Source organism: Streptomyces sp. NPDC093568 (assembly GCF_044764945.1).
Classification (GTDB): domain Bacteria; phylum Actinomycetota; class Actinomycetes; order Streptomycetales; family Streptomycetaceae; genus Streptomyces.
Genome location: NZ_JBIWJD010000004.1, coordinates 497,202 through 513,484 on the forward strand (window position 1 = coordinate 497,202; position 16,283 = coordinate 513,484).

At 72.0% G+C, this 16,283-nt stretch carries 15 protein-coding genes; 10 read left to right on the top strand and 5 right to left on the bottom strand.

Annotation, left to right across the window (positions count from 1 at the left end; translation table 11 throughout):
- Positions 1–12 precede the first annotated feature (12 nt).
- Both ACIRD7_RS19665 and ACIRD7_RS19670 read right to left on the bottom strand, forming a co-directional pair.
- A complete protein-coding gene (locus tag ACIRD7_RS19665; RefSeq protein ID WP_403454690.1) occupies positions 13–522 on the bottom strand; it encodes a DUF3515 domain-containing protein in 510 nt (169 codons plus the stop codon).
- Positions 523–542: 20 nt separating this feature from the next.
- Positions 543–776 carry an Lrp/AsnC family transcriptional regulator gene (locus ACIRD7_RS19670; RefSeq protein WP_403454693.1) on the bottom strand — a complete coding sequence of 78 codons (234 nt, stop codon included), beginning with the start codon at positions 774–776 and terminating at the stop codon, positions 543–545.
- A gap of 206 nt (positions 777–982) precedes the next feature.
- Between ACIRD7_RS19670 and ACIRD7_RS19675 the strand changes: the two genes are divergently transcribed.
- Both ACIRD7_RS19675 and thiD read left to right on the top strand, forming a co-directional pair.
- A complete protein-coding gene (locus ACIRD7_RS19675; protein ID WP_403454695.1) occupies positions 983–1,951 on the top strand; it encodes a thiamine-phosphate kinase in 969 nt (322 codons plus the stop codon).
- The gene (thiD, locus tag ACIRD7_RS19680) at positions 1,948–2,739 is read left to right on the top strand and encodes a bifunctional hydroxymethylpyrimidine kinase/phosphomethylpyrimidine kinase (protein WP_403454696.1); all 792 of its coding nucleotides are present in this window, start codon (positions 1,948–1,950) and stop codon (positions 2,737–2,739) included. The genes ACIRD7_RS19675 and thiD overlap by 4 nt, the downstream gene beginning before the upstream one ends.
- 109 nt (positions 2,740–2,848) lie before the next feature.
- On the opposite strand, the gene rpmB is transcribed toward thiD, so the two are convergent.
- Positions 2,849–3,034: a 50S ribosomal protein L28 gene (gene rpmB, locus ACIRD7_RS19685; protein ID WP_003993230.1), complete on the bottom strand. Its 186-nt coding sequence runs from the start codon at positions 3,032–3,034 to the stop codon at positions 2,849–2,851.
- A 255-nt stretch (positions 3,035–3,289) separates the two neighbouring features.
- Between rpmB and ACIRD7_RS19690 the strand changes: the two genes are divergently transcribed.
- Positions 3,290–4,969, top strand: a complete 1,680-nt coding sequence (locus tag ACIRD7_RS19690; RefSeq protein WP_403454699.1) for a DAK2 domain-containing protein — start codon at positions 3,290–3,292, stop codon at positions 4,967–4,969.
- 3 nt (positions 4,970–4,972) lie between these two features.
- Here ACIRD7_RS19690 and ACIRD7_RS19695 read toward each other — a convergent pair whose 3' ends face one another.
- Positions 4,973–7,903 (bottom strand): tetratricopeptide repeat protein, encoded by a 2,931-nt coding sequence (locus ACIRD7_RS19695; RefSeq protein WP_403454702.1) that lies wholly within the window; start codon positions 7,901–7,903, stop codon positions 4,973–4,975.
- Positions 7,903–9,738 (bottom strand): HSP90 family protein, encoded by a 1,836-nt coding sequence (locus ACIRD7_RS19700; protein ID WP_403454705.1) that lies wholly within the window; start codon positions 9,736–9,738, stop codon positions 7,903–7,905. Before ACIRD7_RS19700 ends, ACIRD7_RS19695 begins: the two co-directional genes overlap by 1 nt.
- Before the next feature lie 189 nt (positions 9,739–9,927).
- Between ACIRD7_RS19700 and recG the strand changes: the two genes are divergently transcribed.
- From recG to rnc, 7 genes are all read left to right on the top strand, one after another.
- Positions 9,928–12,144, top strand: a complete 2,217-nt coding sequence (gene recG, locus ACIRD7_RS19705) for an ATP-dependent DNA helicase RecG (protein ID WP_403454708.1) — start codon at positions 9,928–9,930, stop codon at positions 12,142–12,144.
- 107 nt (positions 12,145–12,251) lie between these two features.
- The gene (gene rsmD, locus ACIRD7_RS19710; protein WP_403454710.1) at positions 12,252–12,857 is read left to right on the top strand and encodes a 16S rRNA (guanine(966)-N(2))-methyltransferase RsmD; all 606 of its coding nucleotides are present in this window, start codon (positions 12,252–12,254) and stop codon (positions 12,855–12,857) included.
- A gap of 26 nt (positions 12,858–12,883) precedes the next feature.
- Entirely contained in the window at positions 12,884–13,363 is a 480-nt protein-coding gene (gene coaD / locus ACIRD7_RS19715) for a pantetheine-phosphate adenylyltransferase (protein ID WP_403454712.1), read from the top strand.
- A 61-nt stretch (positions 13,364–13,424) separates the two neighbouring features.
- Positions 13,425–14,489 carry an ATP synthase F0 subunit B gene (locus ACIRD7_RS19720; RefSeq protein ID WP_403454714.1) on the top strand — a complete coding sequence of 355 codons (1,065 nt, stop codon included), beginning with the start codon at positions 13,425–13,427 and terminating at the stop codon, positions 14,487–14,489.
- Positions 14,490–14,627: 138 nt separating this feature from the next.
- Positions 14,628–15,275 carry a YceD family protein gene (locus ACIRD7_RS19725; protein ID WP_403454715.1) on the top strand — a complete coding sequence of 216 codons (648 nt, stop codon included), beginning with the start codon at positions 14,628–14,630 and terminating at the stop codon, positions 15,273–15,275.
- Positions 15,276–15,277: 2 nt separating this feature from the next.
- Entirely contained in the window at positions 15,278–15,451 is a 174-nt protein-coding gene (rpmF, locus tag ACIRD7_RS19730) for a 50S ribosomal protein L32 (protein ID WP_003951102.1), read from the top strand.
- A 19-nt stretch (positions 15,452–15,470) separates the two neighbouring features.
- Positions 15,471–16,259: a ribonuclease III gene (gene rnc / locus ACIRD7_RS19735; protein ID WP_403454718.1), complete on the top strand. Its 789-nt coding sequence runs from the start codon at positions 15,471–15,473 to the stop codon at positions 16,257–16,259.
- The last annotated feature ends 24 nt before the right edge of the window (positions 16,260–16,283 follow it).

The following is a 16,283-nucleotide window of genomic DNA, read 5'->3' on the forward strand; positions in this document are numbered from 1 at the left end:
GCGGGCCGTGTTCTAGTCGGCGATCCCCACGGGGATCGCCTTCTTCACGGCCGCCGCCAGATCGATCAGAACACCCGAACTGTCCCGGCCCTTGGGCACGCTGACCTCGACATACGCGCGACGCAGTGCGGTGGTGAACCGGTAGGTCCCGTCGCCCTGTTCCTCCATCAGCCACCGTACGCCGTTCACACCGCCGGCCACCGCGTCGTCGTCCCTGCCCTCGGCGACCTTCGGGTCGCTCATCTTGGCCGGTCGTAGGACACCGCACCGCAGTATGATCGCCGGGTCTCCCCAGCCCGCGGTCAGCGCGGACGCGGGCGAGGGATCCTCACGGCTGGCACCGTCCACCTCGGCCGGCAGAACCTTGTCCAGGTTCTGGCACAGCTTCGCGGCCTTCGTACCGGGGCTGGGAACCGCCGCCGACGCGCTGCCGTCTGCTGATGAGCAGCCGGCAGCGGTGATCAGCAGGACGAGCGCGGGCAGCCCGATGACAGAAATGGGCCGGTGACGGAAAGAGTTCACCGGCCAAGGGTAGACGGGGGCTACAGATGTACGACCGGGCAGGTCAGGGTGCGGGTGATGCCGTCCACTGCTTGGACCTTGGCGACCACCATGCGACCCAGTGCGTCGACGGTGTCGGCCTGGGCGCGCACGATGACGTCGTACGGTCCGGTGACGTCCTCGGCCTGGATGACTCCAGGGATCTTGCTGATCGTCTCGGCGACGGTCGACGCTTTGCCGACCTCCGTCTGGATCAGGATGTACGCCTGTACCACGGAACCTCCAGGGCGGCCACGAGGATCATGTGGGGAAAAGGAACGCCACGGTATCGCGTCGCCGCTCGTCACGGGGAGACCCGCGGTGGCCAGGGCCCCCGCGCCGCGGCGCGGACACGACAGAAGTTGACGAACACCTCGACGGTATCGAGGGCAGTAGGGACGCGCGACCGGGTGCGGACAGGGACAGAAGGGGCGTAAGGGCAATGAAGGGCACTGTTGGTGAGCTCGGCGAGTTCGGGCTCATCAGGGAGCTCACCTCCCGTCTGACCACCACCCCGGCGGTCCGGGTCGGCCCCGGCGACGACGCCGCGGTGGTGGCCGCACCCGACCGCAGGGTGGTCGCCAGCACCGACATCCTGCTGGAGGGGCGGCACTTCCGCCGCGACTGGTCCACGGCGTACGACGTCGGCCGCAAGGCCGCCGCGCAGAACCTCGCGGACATCGCCGCCATGGGCGCCGTGCCGACCGCGCTGCTGCTCGGCCTGGTCGTGCCGGCCGAACTCCCGGTCACCTGGCCGAGCGAGCTGATGGACGGAATCCGCGACGAGTGCCAGGTCGCGGGCGCCTCGGTGGTCGGCGGGGACGTCGTACGCGGCGACACGATCATGGTGTCGATCACCGCGCTCGGCGATCTGCGCAACCAGGAGCCGGTCACGCGGGCCGGCGCGCAGCCCGGCGACCTCGTCGCCGTGACCGGCTGGCTGGGCTGGTCCGCGGCCGGATACGCCGTGCTGTCCCGGGGTTTCCGCTCGCCGCGGGCCTTCGTGGAGGCGCACCGGCGCCCGGAGCCGCCGTATCACGCGGGTCCGGCCGCCGCCGGGCTCGGTGCGACCGCGATGTGCGACGTGAGCGACGGGCTGATCGCCGACCTCGGGCACATCGCCGAGGCCAGCAAGGTCCGCATCGACGTCCGCTCGGGCGCGATCGACATCCCGACCCAGATGAACGACATCGGGCAGGCCGTCGGCGTCGACCCCATGCAGTGGGTGCTGACCGGGGGAGAGGACCACGCGATCGTGGCGACCTTCCCGCCGGACGTGAAGCTGCCGGCCCGCTGGAAGGTCATCGGCGAGGTCCTCAACCCCTCGGCGCTGCCGCAGGTCACGGTCGACGGGGCCCCGTGGACCAAGAAGGGCGGCTGGGACCACTTCGGCGGGGACATCGAGTCATGATCCCGAACGTCCTCACGGTGGCCGGTTCCGACTCCGGCGGGGGCGCGGGCATCCAGGCCGACCTGAAGACGATGCTCGCGCTCGGCGTGCACGGCATGAGCGTGATCACCGCGGTCACCGCCCAGAACTCGCTCGGTGTGCAGGGCGCTTGGGAGCTGCCGGTGGACGCGGTGCGGGCGCAGTACCGCAGCGTCGTCGACGACATCGGCGTCCAGGCGGTCAAGACCGGCATGCTCGCGTCGGCCGAACTCGTCGAGACGGTGGCGGAGTTGATCGCCGACACGGACGCGCCCGCCGTGATCGACCCCGTGGGTGTCTCCAAGCACGGCGACTCGCTGCTGGCGTCCTCCGCGCTCGCATCGGTGCGGACGAAGCTGCTGCCGGTGGCGACCGTGGCGACGCCGAACCTCGACGAGGTGGCGCAACTGACCGGCGTGCACGTCGAGTCCGAGGAGCAGCTCCCCGAGGCCGCGGCGGCCGTGCTGGCGTACGGGCCGCGCTGGGTGCTGATCAAGGGCGGTCATCTGTCCGGGGACGCCGTGGACCTGCTCACCGACGGCTCCGCGGAGCACTGGCTGCGCGCTCCCCGGTACGACAACCGGCACACCCACGGGACGGGCTGCACGCTCGCCTCCGCGATCGCCTCGGGGCTGGCGAAGGGGCTTCCCGTGCCGGAGGCGGTGGCGGCGGCCAAGGAGTACGTCACCGGGGCGATCAAGGCCGGGTTCGCGCTCGGCGCGGGGATCGGGCCGGTGGATCACGGGTGGCGGTTCCGCGACGGAGCGTAGCGCCCGGCGGCGCCCCGGGCAGTCGCCGGGCACAGCAAAGAGCCGGTCCACCTAGGTGGACCGGCTCAGTGCAGCGAACCAGCAGTGGCCGCGCGCTCAGCTGTGGGCGTCAGCGCGAGACCTTGCCGGCCTTGATGCACGAGGTGCAGGCGTTCACGCGCTTCGGCGTCCCGCCGACCACGGTACGGACGCGCTGGATGTTCGGGTTCCAGCGACGGGACGTACGGCGGTGCGAGTGCGAGATGTTGTTGCCGAAGCCCGGCCCCTTGCCGCAGACGTCGCAGTTGGCAGCCACGGGTCACTCCAAAGACTTCAGATGCTCTTACGGATAATCCCGGCATGCCGGGATCGAGATCTACGATCAGAGATCTGAGTGGCGTTGCCAGGGGACGGCCCGATTTTCATCGGGCAACCGGAGCAGCATACAACGACTGCGCCAGTCCAACGAAACTACCATGGCTGATCAGGAGCCCGCTCCCGGCCCTCTTCCGCCGCCCACGGGCCCTGGGTCTACGCTGCGTGCCACGTTCGGCCGTTCAAGGAGGCGCAGGTGGCGCAGGTGCCGCAGACATTCTTCGATGCTCTCGCGGTGCGCACCTGGTGCGGCCTGGCGCTGGAGTCGCTCGGTCGCGCCCGCGAGGAGATCGACGCGATCAACGTCTACCCCGTGGCCGACGGGGACACCGGGACCAATCTCTACCTGACCGTGGAGTCGGCGGTCGCGGCCGTGGAGGCCGTGTTCACCGCCTACGAGGTGGGGAAGCCCACCCTGGCCGACGCCGCCCGCGCGATGGCGCACGGGGCCCTGATCGGCGCCCGCGGGAACTCCGGGACGATCCTCGCCCAGCTGCTGCGGGGCATGGCCCAGGTGCTCGCCGACGGTGAGACGGCTCACACCGACGGCTCCGGTCTGCGCCTCGCCCTGAGGCAGGCGGCCGACTCCGCCCGCCAGGCCGTGGCCCACCCCGTCGAGGGCACGGTCCTCACGGTCGCCTCGGCCGCCGCCGACGCGGCCGACGGGGCGGAGGGGGACTGCGGTGCGGTCGCCCGGGCCGCGTACGAGGGGGCGCGGGCGGCACTGGCGGCGACGCCCGCACAGCTCGCGGTCCTGGAGCGTGCGGGGGTGGTCGACGCCGGCGGGCGGGGGCTGGTGGCGGTGCTGGGCGCGCTGGTGGAGACGTTCACGGGGGAATCGGTTCCGGTGTTCTCCGCGGTCCACGCGCGCGTGGAAGGCGGCGTGGGCGGCGTGGGCGGGATGGGCCGCGTGCGGACCGACGCCGAGGACTGCGCCGAGACCGTGGACGAGGGGGGCCCCGCCTTCGAGGTGATCTACCTGCTGGAGGCCGAGGACGCGGCCGTGGCGCGGCTGCGGGCCCGGCTCGACGGTCTCGGCGACTCGCTCGTGATCGTCGGCGGCGACGGGCTGTGGAACGTGCATGTGCACGTCGACGACGCGGGGGCCGCCGTGGAGGCCGGCGTCGAGGCCGGGCGGCCGTACCGGATCCGGATCACCCACTTCGGCGCCGGTGACGCGCACACCACGGGCGAGCGCTCGCCCCGCGAACGGGTCCAGCGGGCCGTGGTCGCCGTCGTGCCCGGTGAGGGACTGGCCGGGCTGTACGGCGAGGCCGGCGCCACCACCGTCCTCGCGCGCCCCGGGGAGCCGCCCGCGAGCGGGGAGCTGGTGGAGGCCGTACGGCGCGCCCACGCGCGGGAGGTCGTGCTGCTGCCCAACGACGCCGAACTGCGCCACACCGCAGCCGCGGCGGCCGAGCAGGCCCGCACCGAGGGCATCCGCGTGGCGCTCATCCCCACCCGCTCCGCCGTCCAGGGCATCGCGGCCCTCGCCGTGCACGAGCCGGAGCGGCGCTTCGACGAGGACGTCGTCTCGATGACCTCGGCGGCCGGCGCCACCCGCTACGCCGAGGTCGCCGTCGCCGAACGCCAGTCCTGGACCATGGCCGGCATCTGCCAGGCCGGCGACGTCCTCGGCCTCATCGACGGCGACGTGGCCGTGATCGGCGCGGACGTCACCGCCACCGCCGAGACCGTCCTCGACCGCATGCTCTCGGCGGGCGGCGAACTCGTCACCCTCGTCCTCGGCGACGAGGCGCCCGACACGATCGCCGACCACCTCGAAGCACGCGTGCGTGAGTCCTACCTCGCCGTCGACACGGTGGTGTACCGGGGCGGCCGGCAGGGAGCGCTGCTGCTCATCGGCGTGGAGTGACCTCTACGGCGTCCGCTCCTCCACGACCTCGAGCATCTGCTCCGCCTCGCCCCGCCGCTCCCGCGCCGCCTCGTCGTCCTCGGCGGCACCGGCGTAGGCCGCCAGTACGGCACGCGCGCGTGCGGCCGCGTCGGACGGACGGCTCAGGTCCGCCTCCAGCCAGCCCGCGGCGAGTTCGGCGCCGGTGCGGTCGTGCAGGGCGTCCTCGCCCAGGGCGGCGAACACCGTGATCGCCTCGGTCACCTGGGACAGGGCGTCCTCCAGCGCGGTGCGGATCGACTCGTCCTCGGCGTCCTCGGTGGCGGACCGGGCGAGGAGGTCGCCGAACTGCCGGTGGGTGTGCGCGAGCTCGACCGTGAGCCGCTCGCGGGCCTCCGCGTCGTCGGCGGCCTCCAGCGCCGCCCGGCACTCCCCGACCGCGCTCGCCATCAGCTCGGAAGCCGGCCCGGCCCCCTCGTCCTTCCGCAACGCCAGCCACGCGCGGGCGCGCAGCGAGCGGACGAGGCCGTGCGCGTTGCCCAGCGAACGCCACAGCGCGCCCGCGCGCGCGTACGCCTGGTCCGCCTCCGCGTGCAGGCCCGCGTGGGACAGCGACTCGGCGGCCAGGTGGGCGAGGGTGGCGTGGTCGTGCTGCTCGGGCCAGTGCCGGGCGATCTCGGCGGCCTGCAGCCGGCGCTCGGCCGACGCCCGGTGCTCGCCGAGCTCGCTCAGGCAGTCGCCGAGCCACCACTGCGTCTGGACGACCGCCCCGTCGCCGTGCGTCTCGGCGCTCAGGTCGGGCAGCGCCGACTCCAGCACCTCGGCGGACTCGGCGAACCGCCCCTGCCGCAGCAGGAACCCGCCGAGCTGGTGCCGCGCCCAGGCGCCCAGCGTGCGGCTCTCGCCCGCCTCGTCGGCCCAGTGCGCCGCCTGGAGGGCGTGCTCGGCGGCCTCCTCCAACTGCCCGCGCCCGCCGACCACCTCGGCCAGCTGAAGGTGCAGCTGAGCGCGTCCCGTGGCCTCCAGATGCGGTCCGCCGTGCTCCAGGGCCGCCCGCAGCGCCCGCTCGGCCTCCGCGATGTCGCCGAGGTGGTGCGCGAGCCCGGCCAGCCGTGCCTCGTACTCCACCGCGAACCACGGCAGCCCCGCCCCGACGAACGCCGCCGAGGCCCGCGCGAAGAGCCCAGCCGCCCCCGCCACGTCCCCGGCGAGCGCCGCCAGCTCCGCGAGCATCGCCTGCGCCTCCGCGGCCCGCGAGGCCAGCCGTACGTCGTCCCCGGCCCGTCCGTCGACCAGCGCCAGCACCTCACGGGCGGCGGTCCCGGCGTCGGCCGCGAGGGACCGCGGCACCTCGCCCTCCGCCTCGTGCACCCGCCGCATCAGGATCCGCGCCCGGCTCATGAGCACGGCCGCCGTCTGACGTACGCCCGTACCGTCCTCGGCGTACAGCGTGAGCACCCGGTCGTACAGCCCGTCGATCGCCGCGAGGGCCTCGGAGACCTCGCCCGTGAGCGCCCGCACGTACGCTCCACGCGCGCGTGCCGCCAGCGCCTCCCCGGGGTCGCCCGCCTCCGCGTACAGCTCCGCGGCCTCCTCGAACAGGGGGACGCCCTCGGGGCCCAGATCCATCGCCCGGTGGTCGGCGATCTCCGCGCGGTCGAGGGCGTCCAGTTCGACGCCCCGGGCGGCCCGGGAGACGGCGGCCCACGCCTCGACGGCGTTGGGCTGGAGCGTGTCCGACAGCCGCCGCGCCTCGGCGATCAGGGCGGGCAGGTCGGGCGGTGTGTCCTCGGACCCGTTCACCGCGGCCGGCGCGGGCATCGCCGGGGCCGCCGGCCGAGCCGCCGTACGCACCCCCAGCGGCAGCCGCTCCACCAGGGGCAGCTGTGCCATACGCGCGCGTGCCCGCTCGCTGAGGTGTGTCGTGCCGTTGCGCTCGTCGAAGCGCGCGGCCAGGGCGAGGGCCTCCTCGCGCGCGTGCGCGGCGAGTTCGCGGGCGGTCCAGGTGCGGCCCGCGGGACCGGGCACCCGCTGATCGCCGAGCCCGAGCGCGCTCAGACGGTCCATGAGCAGGGCCACCACCGTCATGAACTCCAGCTTGCTGCGCGGATGCCCGTCGTCCGTGAAGTACGCCGGCCGCTCCGCGAGCAGCTCGAGGCCGCGCGCCTCGTTGCCGGTCAGCGCGCAGAACTCCACGTGGTCCGCGTACGCGCCGCGCATGCTCTCCATGGTTCGTACGAGCCTGAAGCCCCGCAGATGGTGCGCGCGGGCCTCGTCGAGCCGGCCCAGCCGCAGCAGCGGCACCAGGGAGGACGCGAGGACCGTGTGCGGCTCGTGGGCGCAGGTGAACTCGCCCTCCAGGACGGGCCCCCACAGCCGGACCGCCTCGGCGTCCTGGCCCAGCTCGGCCTGCCACCACCCCTGCCCGTGCAGCTCGCACGCGTGGCAGTCGGCCATGCTGTCGCGGTCGGCGGCCAGCCACGCTCCGTACGCCCGCTCGGCCCGCGCCACGTCCCCGACATGCGCGGCCACGCTGAACTCCGCGCTGCGCACGGCCCGTTCGGAGTGCCCGGCGAGCCGGTAGCGGTGCTCCATCTCGCCGAGCCACTTCTCGATCGAGGCCAGCGGGACGTGCGGCTGGTCGAGCATGCCGGACGACATCCACTTGAAGACCCAGTGCAGCGAATGCGTCTCGTACTCGTCGAAGTCCTCGGGCCGCTCGTCCCACATGCGCAGCAGACGCGCGAAGGGGACGAACATCTTGTCCTTCTCGGAGCTGTAGTTGTAGACCTTCAGCTGGTGTCCGAGCGCCTCGATCACGGCGAGCGGGATGTTCAGCTTCTCGGCCTCGGCGAGCAGCTGCTCCGCGCGCGCGTTGCGGGCCGGGCCCTCCGGCTCCTCGCCGTTCTCCGCCATGGCCCGGCGCAGCGAGTCGAAGTCGGTGATCTCACTCATCAGCGGCCTCCCTCGCCGTTCGTGGCCCATTCGAGCAGGCCGATGAAGGCCCGGTTCAGCAGTGCCGAGTCGGCGGGCCTGAGCGGGCGCTGCGCCATCAGCAGGGCCTGCCCGTAGAGGGACTCGGTGGCGGTGCCGATCAGCTCCGGATCGCCCAGCGAACTGATGCGGCGGATCAGCGGGTTGAGGTGGTTCAGCACCAGACGCGCGCGTGGCGCGCTGCCGCGCAGCGAGCCCAGGATGCCCGCCCACAGGTCGTCGGCCTGCTCCTCGGCCTCCGCACGCGCCTGCTCGTGCCGGGCCGCCCGGTCGTCCAGGTGCAGCGCGGGCACCGACAGCGGATGGAAGGCGCGCAGGACGACGTCGCAGCCCAGCGGGTCGAGCTTCGCCCGCGCGGCCGCCAGGAAGCCCGACAGGGCCAGCTCCTCGGCCGGGTCGACCGCGTCCAGGTGTGCGGTCACGGTGTCCGCGTCCAGCTCGGCGACGACCGTCCCCGGCCGCACCGACGGAAGCGCCTCGACCAGCTCGCTGTCGTACGTGTAGCCGCCGTTGATCACCCCGACGCCCTGCGCCGACGCGATCGGCGCGACCTGGCGGTACTCCTCGACCGTCCGCGTGAAGTGCACCACCGGGTGCCGCTGCGCGAACTCCTCCAGGGACAGCCGCCCGTCGGTCGTCTCGAAGGGCAGCCACGGCAACATCGTGCGCAGCATCTCCTTGTCGTGCCGCGCCAGGGACCTGACGCCCAGGTGGTGCACGGACAGGAACGCCGCCAGCCGCTGCGGATCACCCGCCGCGAGCCCCGTCAGCCAGGACCGAATCCTTTCGCCGAGCGCCTCCCGCACGGCCGCGAGCGTCTCGTCCTCGTACAGCGCCTCCCGCGACGCCGTCGGCCGCAGGCTGTCCGTGTCGAGCACGCACCGCACGAAGAACGCCCAGTCGGGCAGGAGCTGTTCGGCCCGCTCGGTCAGCAGCATGCCCTTGAGGTGGACGCGATGACCGGCCCGCTGGGCCGGGCTGACCGCCGAGGGAAGCACGTACGCCACCCCGCGCATCCCGGCGAGCGGCACGTTCAGCTCGATCGAGTCCAGCGGGGTGAAGCCGAACAGGTCGTGACAGTGCCGGGCCAGGGCGACCCTGCGGTTGGCGGGGGAGGGATACGGCCGGTCCCAGGGCGCCGGCAGATCGGTGACCGCCTCGCCGCCGACCCGGACGTCGTACGGCAGCAGCGAGCCGAAGTCCCGCGCCAGCGCCAGCACCCGGTCCTCGGCCAGCCACTCGGCGGCCCCCGCCCGCGCCACCAGGTGCACGGTCGTGCCCGGTTCGGGCCGGGCGTCGGCCGGCAGCGTCCGCACGGTGTACGAACCGTCGTCCGCCGCCGTCCACTCCACCGGCGCCGCGTCCGGGGTCCGGGCGCTGCGGCTGACCACCCGGATCCGCTCGGCGACCACGAAACAGGCCAGCAGACCGATGCCGAACTGCCCCAGGAAGTCGGAGCGGGCCTCCTGCAGCCCCTCGGCACGCTTGGAGCTGCGCCCGATGGTCGCGAGGAGGTTGTGCACGTCCGCCTCGGTCAGCCCGACCCCGGAGTCCTCGACCCGCAGCGCGCCCGACTCGGCGTACAGCCGCACCTTGGCCGGCGCGCCCGGCTCCTCGGCGCGTCTGGCGGTGATGGCGTCGACGGCGTTCTGCAGCAGCTCGCGCAGGTAGACCTTCGGACTGGAGTAGAGATGGTGGGAGAGCAGGTCCACCAGACCGCGCAGGTCGACCTGGAACGTATGAGGTGGCTGGGATGGCTGAGGTGCCTGGGATGACTGTGAGGTCTGGGAGTCCATCGTCACAACGCCGGTGGGGGGACTGTCGACGGCGCGGGGTCGGGCGGCCCCGGTGAGGCGGTGACCGCGAAAGGATGGCCGGAGCGCGCCATCCTAGGGCCCAAACGAACCGCCTGACCAGGGGTTTCCGGGACGTTTACCAGGACGGGGGCCGCGACCTCTACGGCATTGTCAGTGCCGTGGTGTGGAATGGATCTCGTGCCCGCACTGGAAGAACCACTGAAAAAAGTGCTCGGCCCTCCCACCGCGAAGGTGATGGCCGAGCACCTCGGCCTGCACACCGTCGGCGACCTTCTGCACCACTACCCCCGCAGATACGAGGAGCGCGGCCAGCTCACCCATCTCGCCGACCTCCCCATGGACGAGCACGTCACGGTGGTCGCCATGGTCGCCGACGCCCGCCTGCACACCTTCGCCTCCAGCAAGGCCCCGCGCGGCAAGGGCCAGCGCCTCGAGGTCACGATCACGGACGGCAGCGGCCGCCTCCAACTGGTCTTCTTCGGCAACGGCGTTCACAAGCCCCACAAGGAGCTCCTGCCGGGCACACGCGCGATGTTCGCGGGCAAGGTCTCCGTCTTCAACCGCCGTCTGCAACTGGCACATCCGGCGTACGAGTTGCTGCGCGGTGCCGACGACGAGGCGGCGGAGACGGTCGAGACCTGGGCGGGCGCCCTGATCCCCATCTACCCCGCCACCGCCAAGCTGGAGTCCTGGAAGATCGGCAAGGCGATCCAGACGGTCCTGCCCAGCGCCCAGGAAGCCGTCGACCCCCTCCCGGACAACCTCCGCGCGGGCCGCGGCCTGGTCACCCTCCCCGAAGCCCTCCTCAAGATCCACCGCCCGCACACCAAGGCCGACATCGACGACGCCCGCTCCCGCCTCAAGTGGGACGAGGCCTTCGTCCTCCAGGTGGCCCTCGCCCGCCGCCGCTTCGCCGACGCCCAACTGCCCGCGGCGGCGCGCAGGCCCGCCCCCGACGGCCTGCTGACCGCCTTCGACGCGCGCCTGCCGTTCACCCTCACCGAGGGCCAGCAGAAGGTCTCCAAGGAGATCTTCGACGACCTGGCGACCGAGCATCCGATGCACCGGCTGCTGCAGGGGGAAGTCGGCAGCGGAAAGACGATGGTGGCGCTGCGCGCCATGCTCGCCGTCGTGGACGCCGGCGGTCAGGCCGCCATGCTGGCGCCCACCGAGGTGCTGGCCCAGCAGCATCACCGCTCGATCGTGGAGATGATGGGCGAGCTGGCCGAGGGCGGCATGCTCGGCGGCTCCGAGCACGCCACCAACATCGTGCTGCTGACCGGATCCATGGGCGCCGCCGGCCGCCGCCAGGCGCTGCTCGACCTCGTCACCGGCGAGGCCGGGATCGTGATCGGCACGCACGCCCTGATCGAGGACAAGGTGCAGTTCCACGACCTCGGCCTGGTCGTCGTCGACGAACAGCACCGCTTCGGCGTGGAGCAGCGCGACGCCCTGCGCGGCAAGGGCAAGCAGCCGCCCCACCTCCTCGTCATGACGGCCACCCCCATCCCGCGCACGGTCGCGATGACCGTCTTCGGCGACCTGGAGACCTCGGTCCTCGACCAGCTCCCCGCCGGCCGCTCGCCCATCGCCTCCCATGTCGTCCCGGCCGCCGACAAGCCCCACTTCCTGGCCCGCGCCTGGGAGCGGGTGCGCGAGGAGGTCGGCAATGGCCATCAGGCGTACGTCGTCTGCCCCCGCATCGGCGACGAGGAGGACGACCCGAAGAAGGCCGGCAAGACGAAGTCCCCGGAGGACGAGGCGGAGAAGCGCCCGCCGCTCGCCGTCCTCGACGTGGCCGACCAGCTGGTCAAGGGCCCCCTCCAAGGCCTGCGCGTCGAGGTGCTGCACGGCCGGATGCACCCCGACGACAAGGACGCGGTCATGCGCCGCTTCGCCGCGGGGGACACCGACGTCCTGGTCGCCACGACCGTCATCGAGGTCGGCGTGAACGTCCCCAACGCCACCGCCATGGTGATCATGGACGCCGACCGCTTCGGCGTCTCCCAGCTCCACCAGCTGCGCGGCCGCGTCGGCCGTGGCTCGGCGGCCGGCCTCTGCCTCCTGGTCACCGAGATGCCGGAGGCCAGCGCGGCCCGCCAGCGCCTCACCGCGGTCGCCTCCACGCTCGACGGCTTCGAGCTCTCCCGCATCGACCTCGAGCAGCGCCGCGAGGGCGATGTCCTGGGCCAGGCGCAGTCGGGCGCGAGGTCCAGCCTGAGGGTCCTGGCGGTGATCGAGGACGAGGAGATCATCGCGGAGGCGAGGGAGGAGGCGGCGGGACTGGTGGCGGCGGATCCGGAGCTGCGGCACCTCCCCGGCTTGCGTACAGCCCTGGACGCCCTCCTGGACGAGGACAGGGAGCAGTACTTGGAAAAGGGGTGATGCGGACTCACCTGAGGGGCGCGGGGCTGTAATCCATATGCGGCTACCGCCGCGGGGGCGCGACCAGCCACACTGAACCCAAAGCCGCCCACAACCAAGGACCCAAGATGACCCGCGTGATCGCCGGCGCAGCCGGCGGACGTCGCCTCGCCGTGCCGCCAGGCACCGGCACCCGCCCCACATCAGACCGCGCACGCGAAGGTCTCTTCTCCACCTGGCAGTCCCTCCTCGGCGGCCCCCTGGAGGGCGAACGCGTCCTCGACCTGTACGCGGGCTCGGGCGCCGTCGGCCTGGAGGCCCTCTCCCGAGGCGCCGGCCACACCCTCCTCGTCGAAGCCGACGCGCGAGCGGCCCGCATCGTCCGCGAGAACGTCAAGAACCTCGGCCTCCCAGGCGCCGAGGTAAGGGCGGGCAAAGCCGAACAGATCATCCAGACTCCGGCACCGGCCGAGCCGTACGACCTCGTCTTCCTCGACCCGCCCTACAGAGTCACAGATCACGATCTTCGCGAGATTCTGCTCACACTCCGCTCAGGGGGCTGGCTCGCGCCGGAAGCCCTCGTCACCGTGGAGCGCAGCACCAGAGGCGGCGAGTTCCGATGGCCGGACGGCTTCGAAGCGATCCGGGCCCGTCGCTACGGCGAGGGAACGTTTTGGTACGGTCGCGCCGCCGCCATCGGCGACAACGCCTCTACGTGCGAAGACGCACGATGACCGGACCGGAGAGCGAGGGATCACAAGTGCGCCGCGCCGTCTGTCCCGGGTCGTTCGACCCGATCACCAACGGACACCTCGACATCATTTCCCGCGCTTCCAGGCTGTACGACGAGGTCTACGTCGCCGTCATGATCAACAAGGCCAAGAAGGGCCTGTTCGAGGTCGACGAGCGACTCGACCTGATCCGTGAGGTCACGGCCGAGTACGGCAACGTCCGCGTCGAGGCCTTCCACGGCCTCCTCGTCGACTTCTGCAAGCAGCGCGACATCCCGGCCATCGTCAAGGGCCTGCGCGCCGTCAGCGACTTCGACTACGAGCTGCAGATGGCGCAGATGAACAACGGCCTGTCGGGCGTGGAGACGCTCTTCGTGCCGACCAACCCCACCTACAGCTTCCTTTCCTCCTCGCTGGTGAAGGAGGTCGCCACCTGGGGAGGCGACGTCTCCCACCTGGTGCCGCCGCTGGTGCTGGAGGCCCTCAACAAGCGTCTGCGCCAGGGCTGAACGGGGGGCTACAGTCGTCCCGTCCGTCTCCATCACAGCTGTAGAGAGTGGCGAGCACACGGTGGACGTACAGAAGAAGCTCGACGAGATCGTCGCGTCGGTCTCAGGTGCCCGTTCGATGCCGATGTCGGCCTCGTGCGTGGTCAACCGCGCCGAACTGCTCTCGATGCTCGAGGAGCTCCGTGAGGCCCTGCCCGGCTCCCTCGCGCAGGCCCAGGAGCTGATCGGCGGCCGCGAGCAGATGGTGGAGCAGGCCCGTCAGGAGGCCGAGCGGATCATCCAGGGCGCCCACGCCGAGCGCGGCTCGCTGATCTCCGACACGGAGGTCGCCCGCCGCTCCCAGGCCGAGGCGGAACGGATCGTCACCGAGGCCCGCCAGGAGGCCGAGGAGATCCGCGCGGAGGCCGACGACTATGTCGACTCCAAGCTCGCCAACTTCGAGGTCGTCCTCACCAAGACCCTCGGCTCCGTCGGCCGCGGCCGCGAGAAGCTCCTCGGCACCGGCCCGGGCCTGGACGAGAACGGCTACGAGGACGAGGACGCCCCCGAGCGCAGCCACGACCCGGAGACCCTGCGCCACAGCGCCGACCAGTACGTCGACGTCAAGCTCGGCGCCTTCGAGGCGGTCCTCGCCAAGACCCTGGAGGCCGTCGGCCGCGGCCGGCAGAAGCTGCACGGCCGGATCGCCACCGACGACCTAGGCGCCCTCGCCGACGACACCAGCACCGTCCGGCACTCCAGCGACGCCGACTACCTCGCCGACCTCGCCGCGCTCGCGGAGCAGGAGGCCCCGGCGGCTCCCGCCGAGCCGGCGCCGGCCGTACCGGCACAGCCGCAGTACGACCCGCAGCCGGCGTACGGCTACCAGCAGCAGGACACCTACGGGGGCTACCCGCAGCAGCAGGCCTACGCCCAGCAGGCGGACCCGTACGGCTACCAGCAGGCCGACCCGTACGCCTATCAGGGCTACGACCAGCAGACCGGCTACGACCAGCAGCCTCAGCAGCCCCAGCAGCCTCAGCAGGCGACCCACCAGTCGTACGCCCTCGACGAGACCAGCCTCTTCGACACCAGCATGATCACTCCGGAGCAGCTGAGGGCGTACGAGCAGGGTCGCGGCCAGTAGGAGACCTGCGGATTGGGCCGTGAGCGAAAGGTCCAGTATCCTGGCTCTTCGGTCGCGCGTACGTCCGCGATCAACGCTGCCCGCAGGCACCACTGGGCAGTGACCCTCTGAGCTCAGCAGATCGAAAGCAGGAATGGCGTGACAGCCCGCCTCGACCACCGCAACCCTCTCGTGTTCGACACACACGAGCTGGGTCGGCGGCCCGGTGCGCTGCAGCGCCTGACCCGCGAGATCGACGCTCCCAAGGACTTCGGTATCCAGGGGGTCGTCGGAGTGCCGGAAGGCGCCCCGGTGGAGCTCGAACTCCGGCTCGAGTCGGTCATGGAAGGGGTGCTTGTCACAGGCACCGCCCGTGCACAGGCCGAGGGGGAGTGCGTAAGGTGTCTGGAGCCGCTTCAGCTCGACGTCGAAGCGGAATTCCAGGAGATGTTCTCGTACCCTGACGCCGACGACCGGGGCCGCGTTCACCACGCGGAACCCGGCGACGACGCCGAGGACGACGAGGACAGGCTCTTTCTCGAGGACGGCCTGTTCGACCTCGAACCCGTGCTGCGTGATGCGGTGGTGCTCGCACTGCCGATGCAGCCGGTGTGCCAGGAAGACTGCCCGGGACTGTGCGCCGAGTGCGGCGCACGCCTCGCGGACGACCCGGACCACCACCATGACGCCGTCGACATCCGTTGGGCGGCACTGCAGGGACTCGCCGGTTCACTCGGAGACGGCGAGAAGGACGAGATGAGCGGCGCCGAAGCGGAAGCGGGCGTCGACGAGAAGCAGGAGAAGTAGCCGTGGCTGTTCCGAAGCGGAAGATGTCGCGCAGCAACACGCGCCACCGCCGGTCGCAGTGGAAGGCTGCGGTCCCCACCCTGGTTGCGTGCGAGCGCTGCCACGAGCCCAAGCAGCAGCACATCGCGTGCCCGTCTTGCGGCACCTACAACAAGCGCCAGGTCCTCGAGGTCTGAGCGGCTGGTGAGAGGCACTGTGTCCACGCCCAGGAAGAACGCTGCGGACAACACAGCCTCGTCCCACACGCTGTTGGAAGGGCGGCTCGGGTACAAGCTCGAGTCCGCCCTTCTGGTGCGTGCGCTGACCCACCGTTCCTACGCGTACGAGAACGGCGGTCTGCCGACGAACGAGCGGCTGGAGTTCCTCGGGGACTCCGTGCTCGGTCTCGTCGTCACGGACACGCTGTACCGAACCCACCCCGACCTGCCCGAAGGCCAACTGGCCAAGCTGCGGGCCGCGGTGGTCAACTCGCGTGCGCTGGCGGAGGTCGGCCGCGGGCTCGACCTGGGCTCCTTCATCCGGCTCGGCCGCGGTGAAGAGGGCACGGGCGGCCGGGACAAGGCGTCCATCCTCGCCGACACCCTCGAAGCGGTGATCGGCGCGGTCTATCTCGACCAGGGCCTGGAATCGGCGGCGGAGCTCGTGCACCGCCTGTTCGACCCCCTGATCGAGAAGTCCTCGAACCTCGGAGCCGGCCTGGACTGGAAGACCAGTCTCCAGGAGCTCACCGCGATCGAGGGGCTCGGTGTGCCCGAGTACCTGGTCACGGAGACCGGCCCCGACCACGAGAAGACCTTCACTGCTGCCGCCCGCGTCGGAGGCGTCTCGTACGGCACCGGCACCGGCCGCAGCAAGAAGGAGGCGGAGCAGCAGGCAGCTGAGTCCGCGTGGCGGTCCATCAAGGCCGCCGCGGACGAGCGCGCCCGCAAGTCGGCGGCCGACACCGCCGAGCCCGACGCGGACGCGTCGTCGGCCTCCGCCTGACCGAACAGCGCGATCCGAGCGCCC

What these genes read in the sequence shown, in the direction of transcription:
- ACIRD7_RS19675 (WP_403454695.1), top strand. Translation starts at nt 983, where the DNA reads ATGAAGGGCACTGTTGGTGAGCTCGGCGAGTTCGGGCTCATCAGGGAG.
- thiD (WP_403454696.1), top strand. Translation starts at nt 1,948, where the DNA reads ATGATCCCGAACGTCCTCACGGTGGCCGGTTCCGACTCCGGCGGGGGC.
- ACIRD7_RS19695 (WP_403454702.1), bottom strand. Translation starts at nt 7,903, where the DNA reads ATGAGTGAGATCACCGACTTCGACTCGCTGCGCCGGGCCATGGCGGAG.
- ACIRD7_RS19700 (WP_403454705.1), bottom strand. Translation starts at nt 9,738, where the DNA reads ATGGACTCCCAGACCTCACAGTCATCCCAGGCACCTCAGCCATCCCAG.
- recG (WP_403454708.1), top strand. Translation starts at nt 9,928, where the DNA reads ATGGATCTCGTGCCCGCACTGGAAGAACCACTGAAAAAAGTGCTCGGC.
- rsmD (WP_403454710.1), top strand. Translation starts at nt 12,252, where the DNA reads ATGACCCGCGTGATCGCCGGCGCAGCCGGCGGACGTCGCCTCGCCGTG.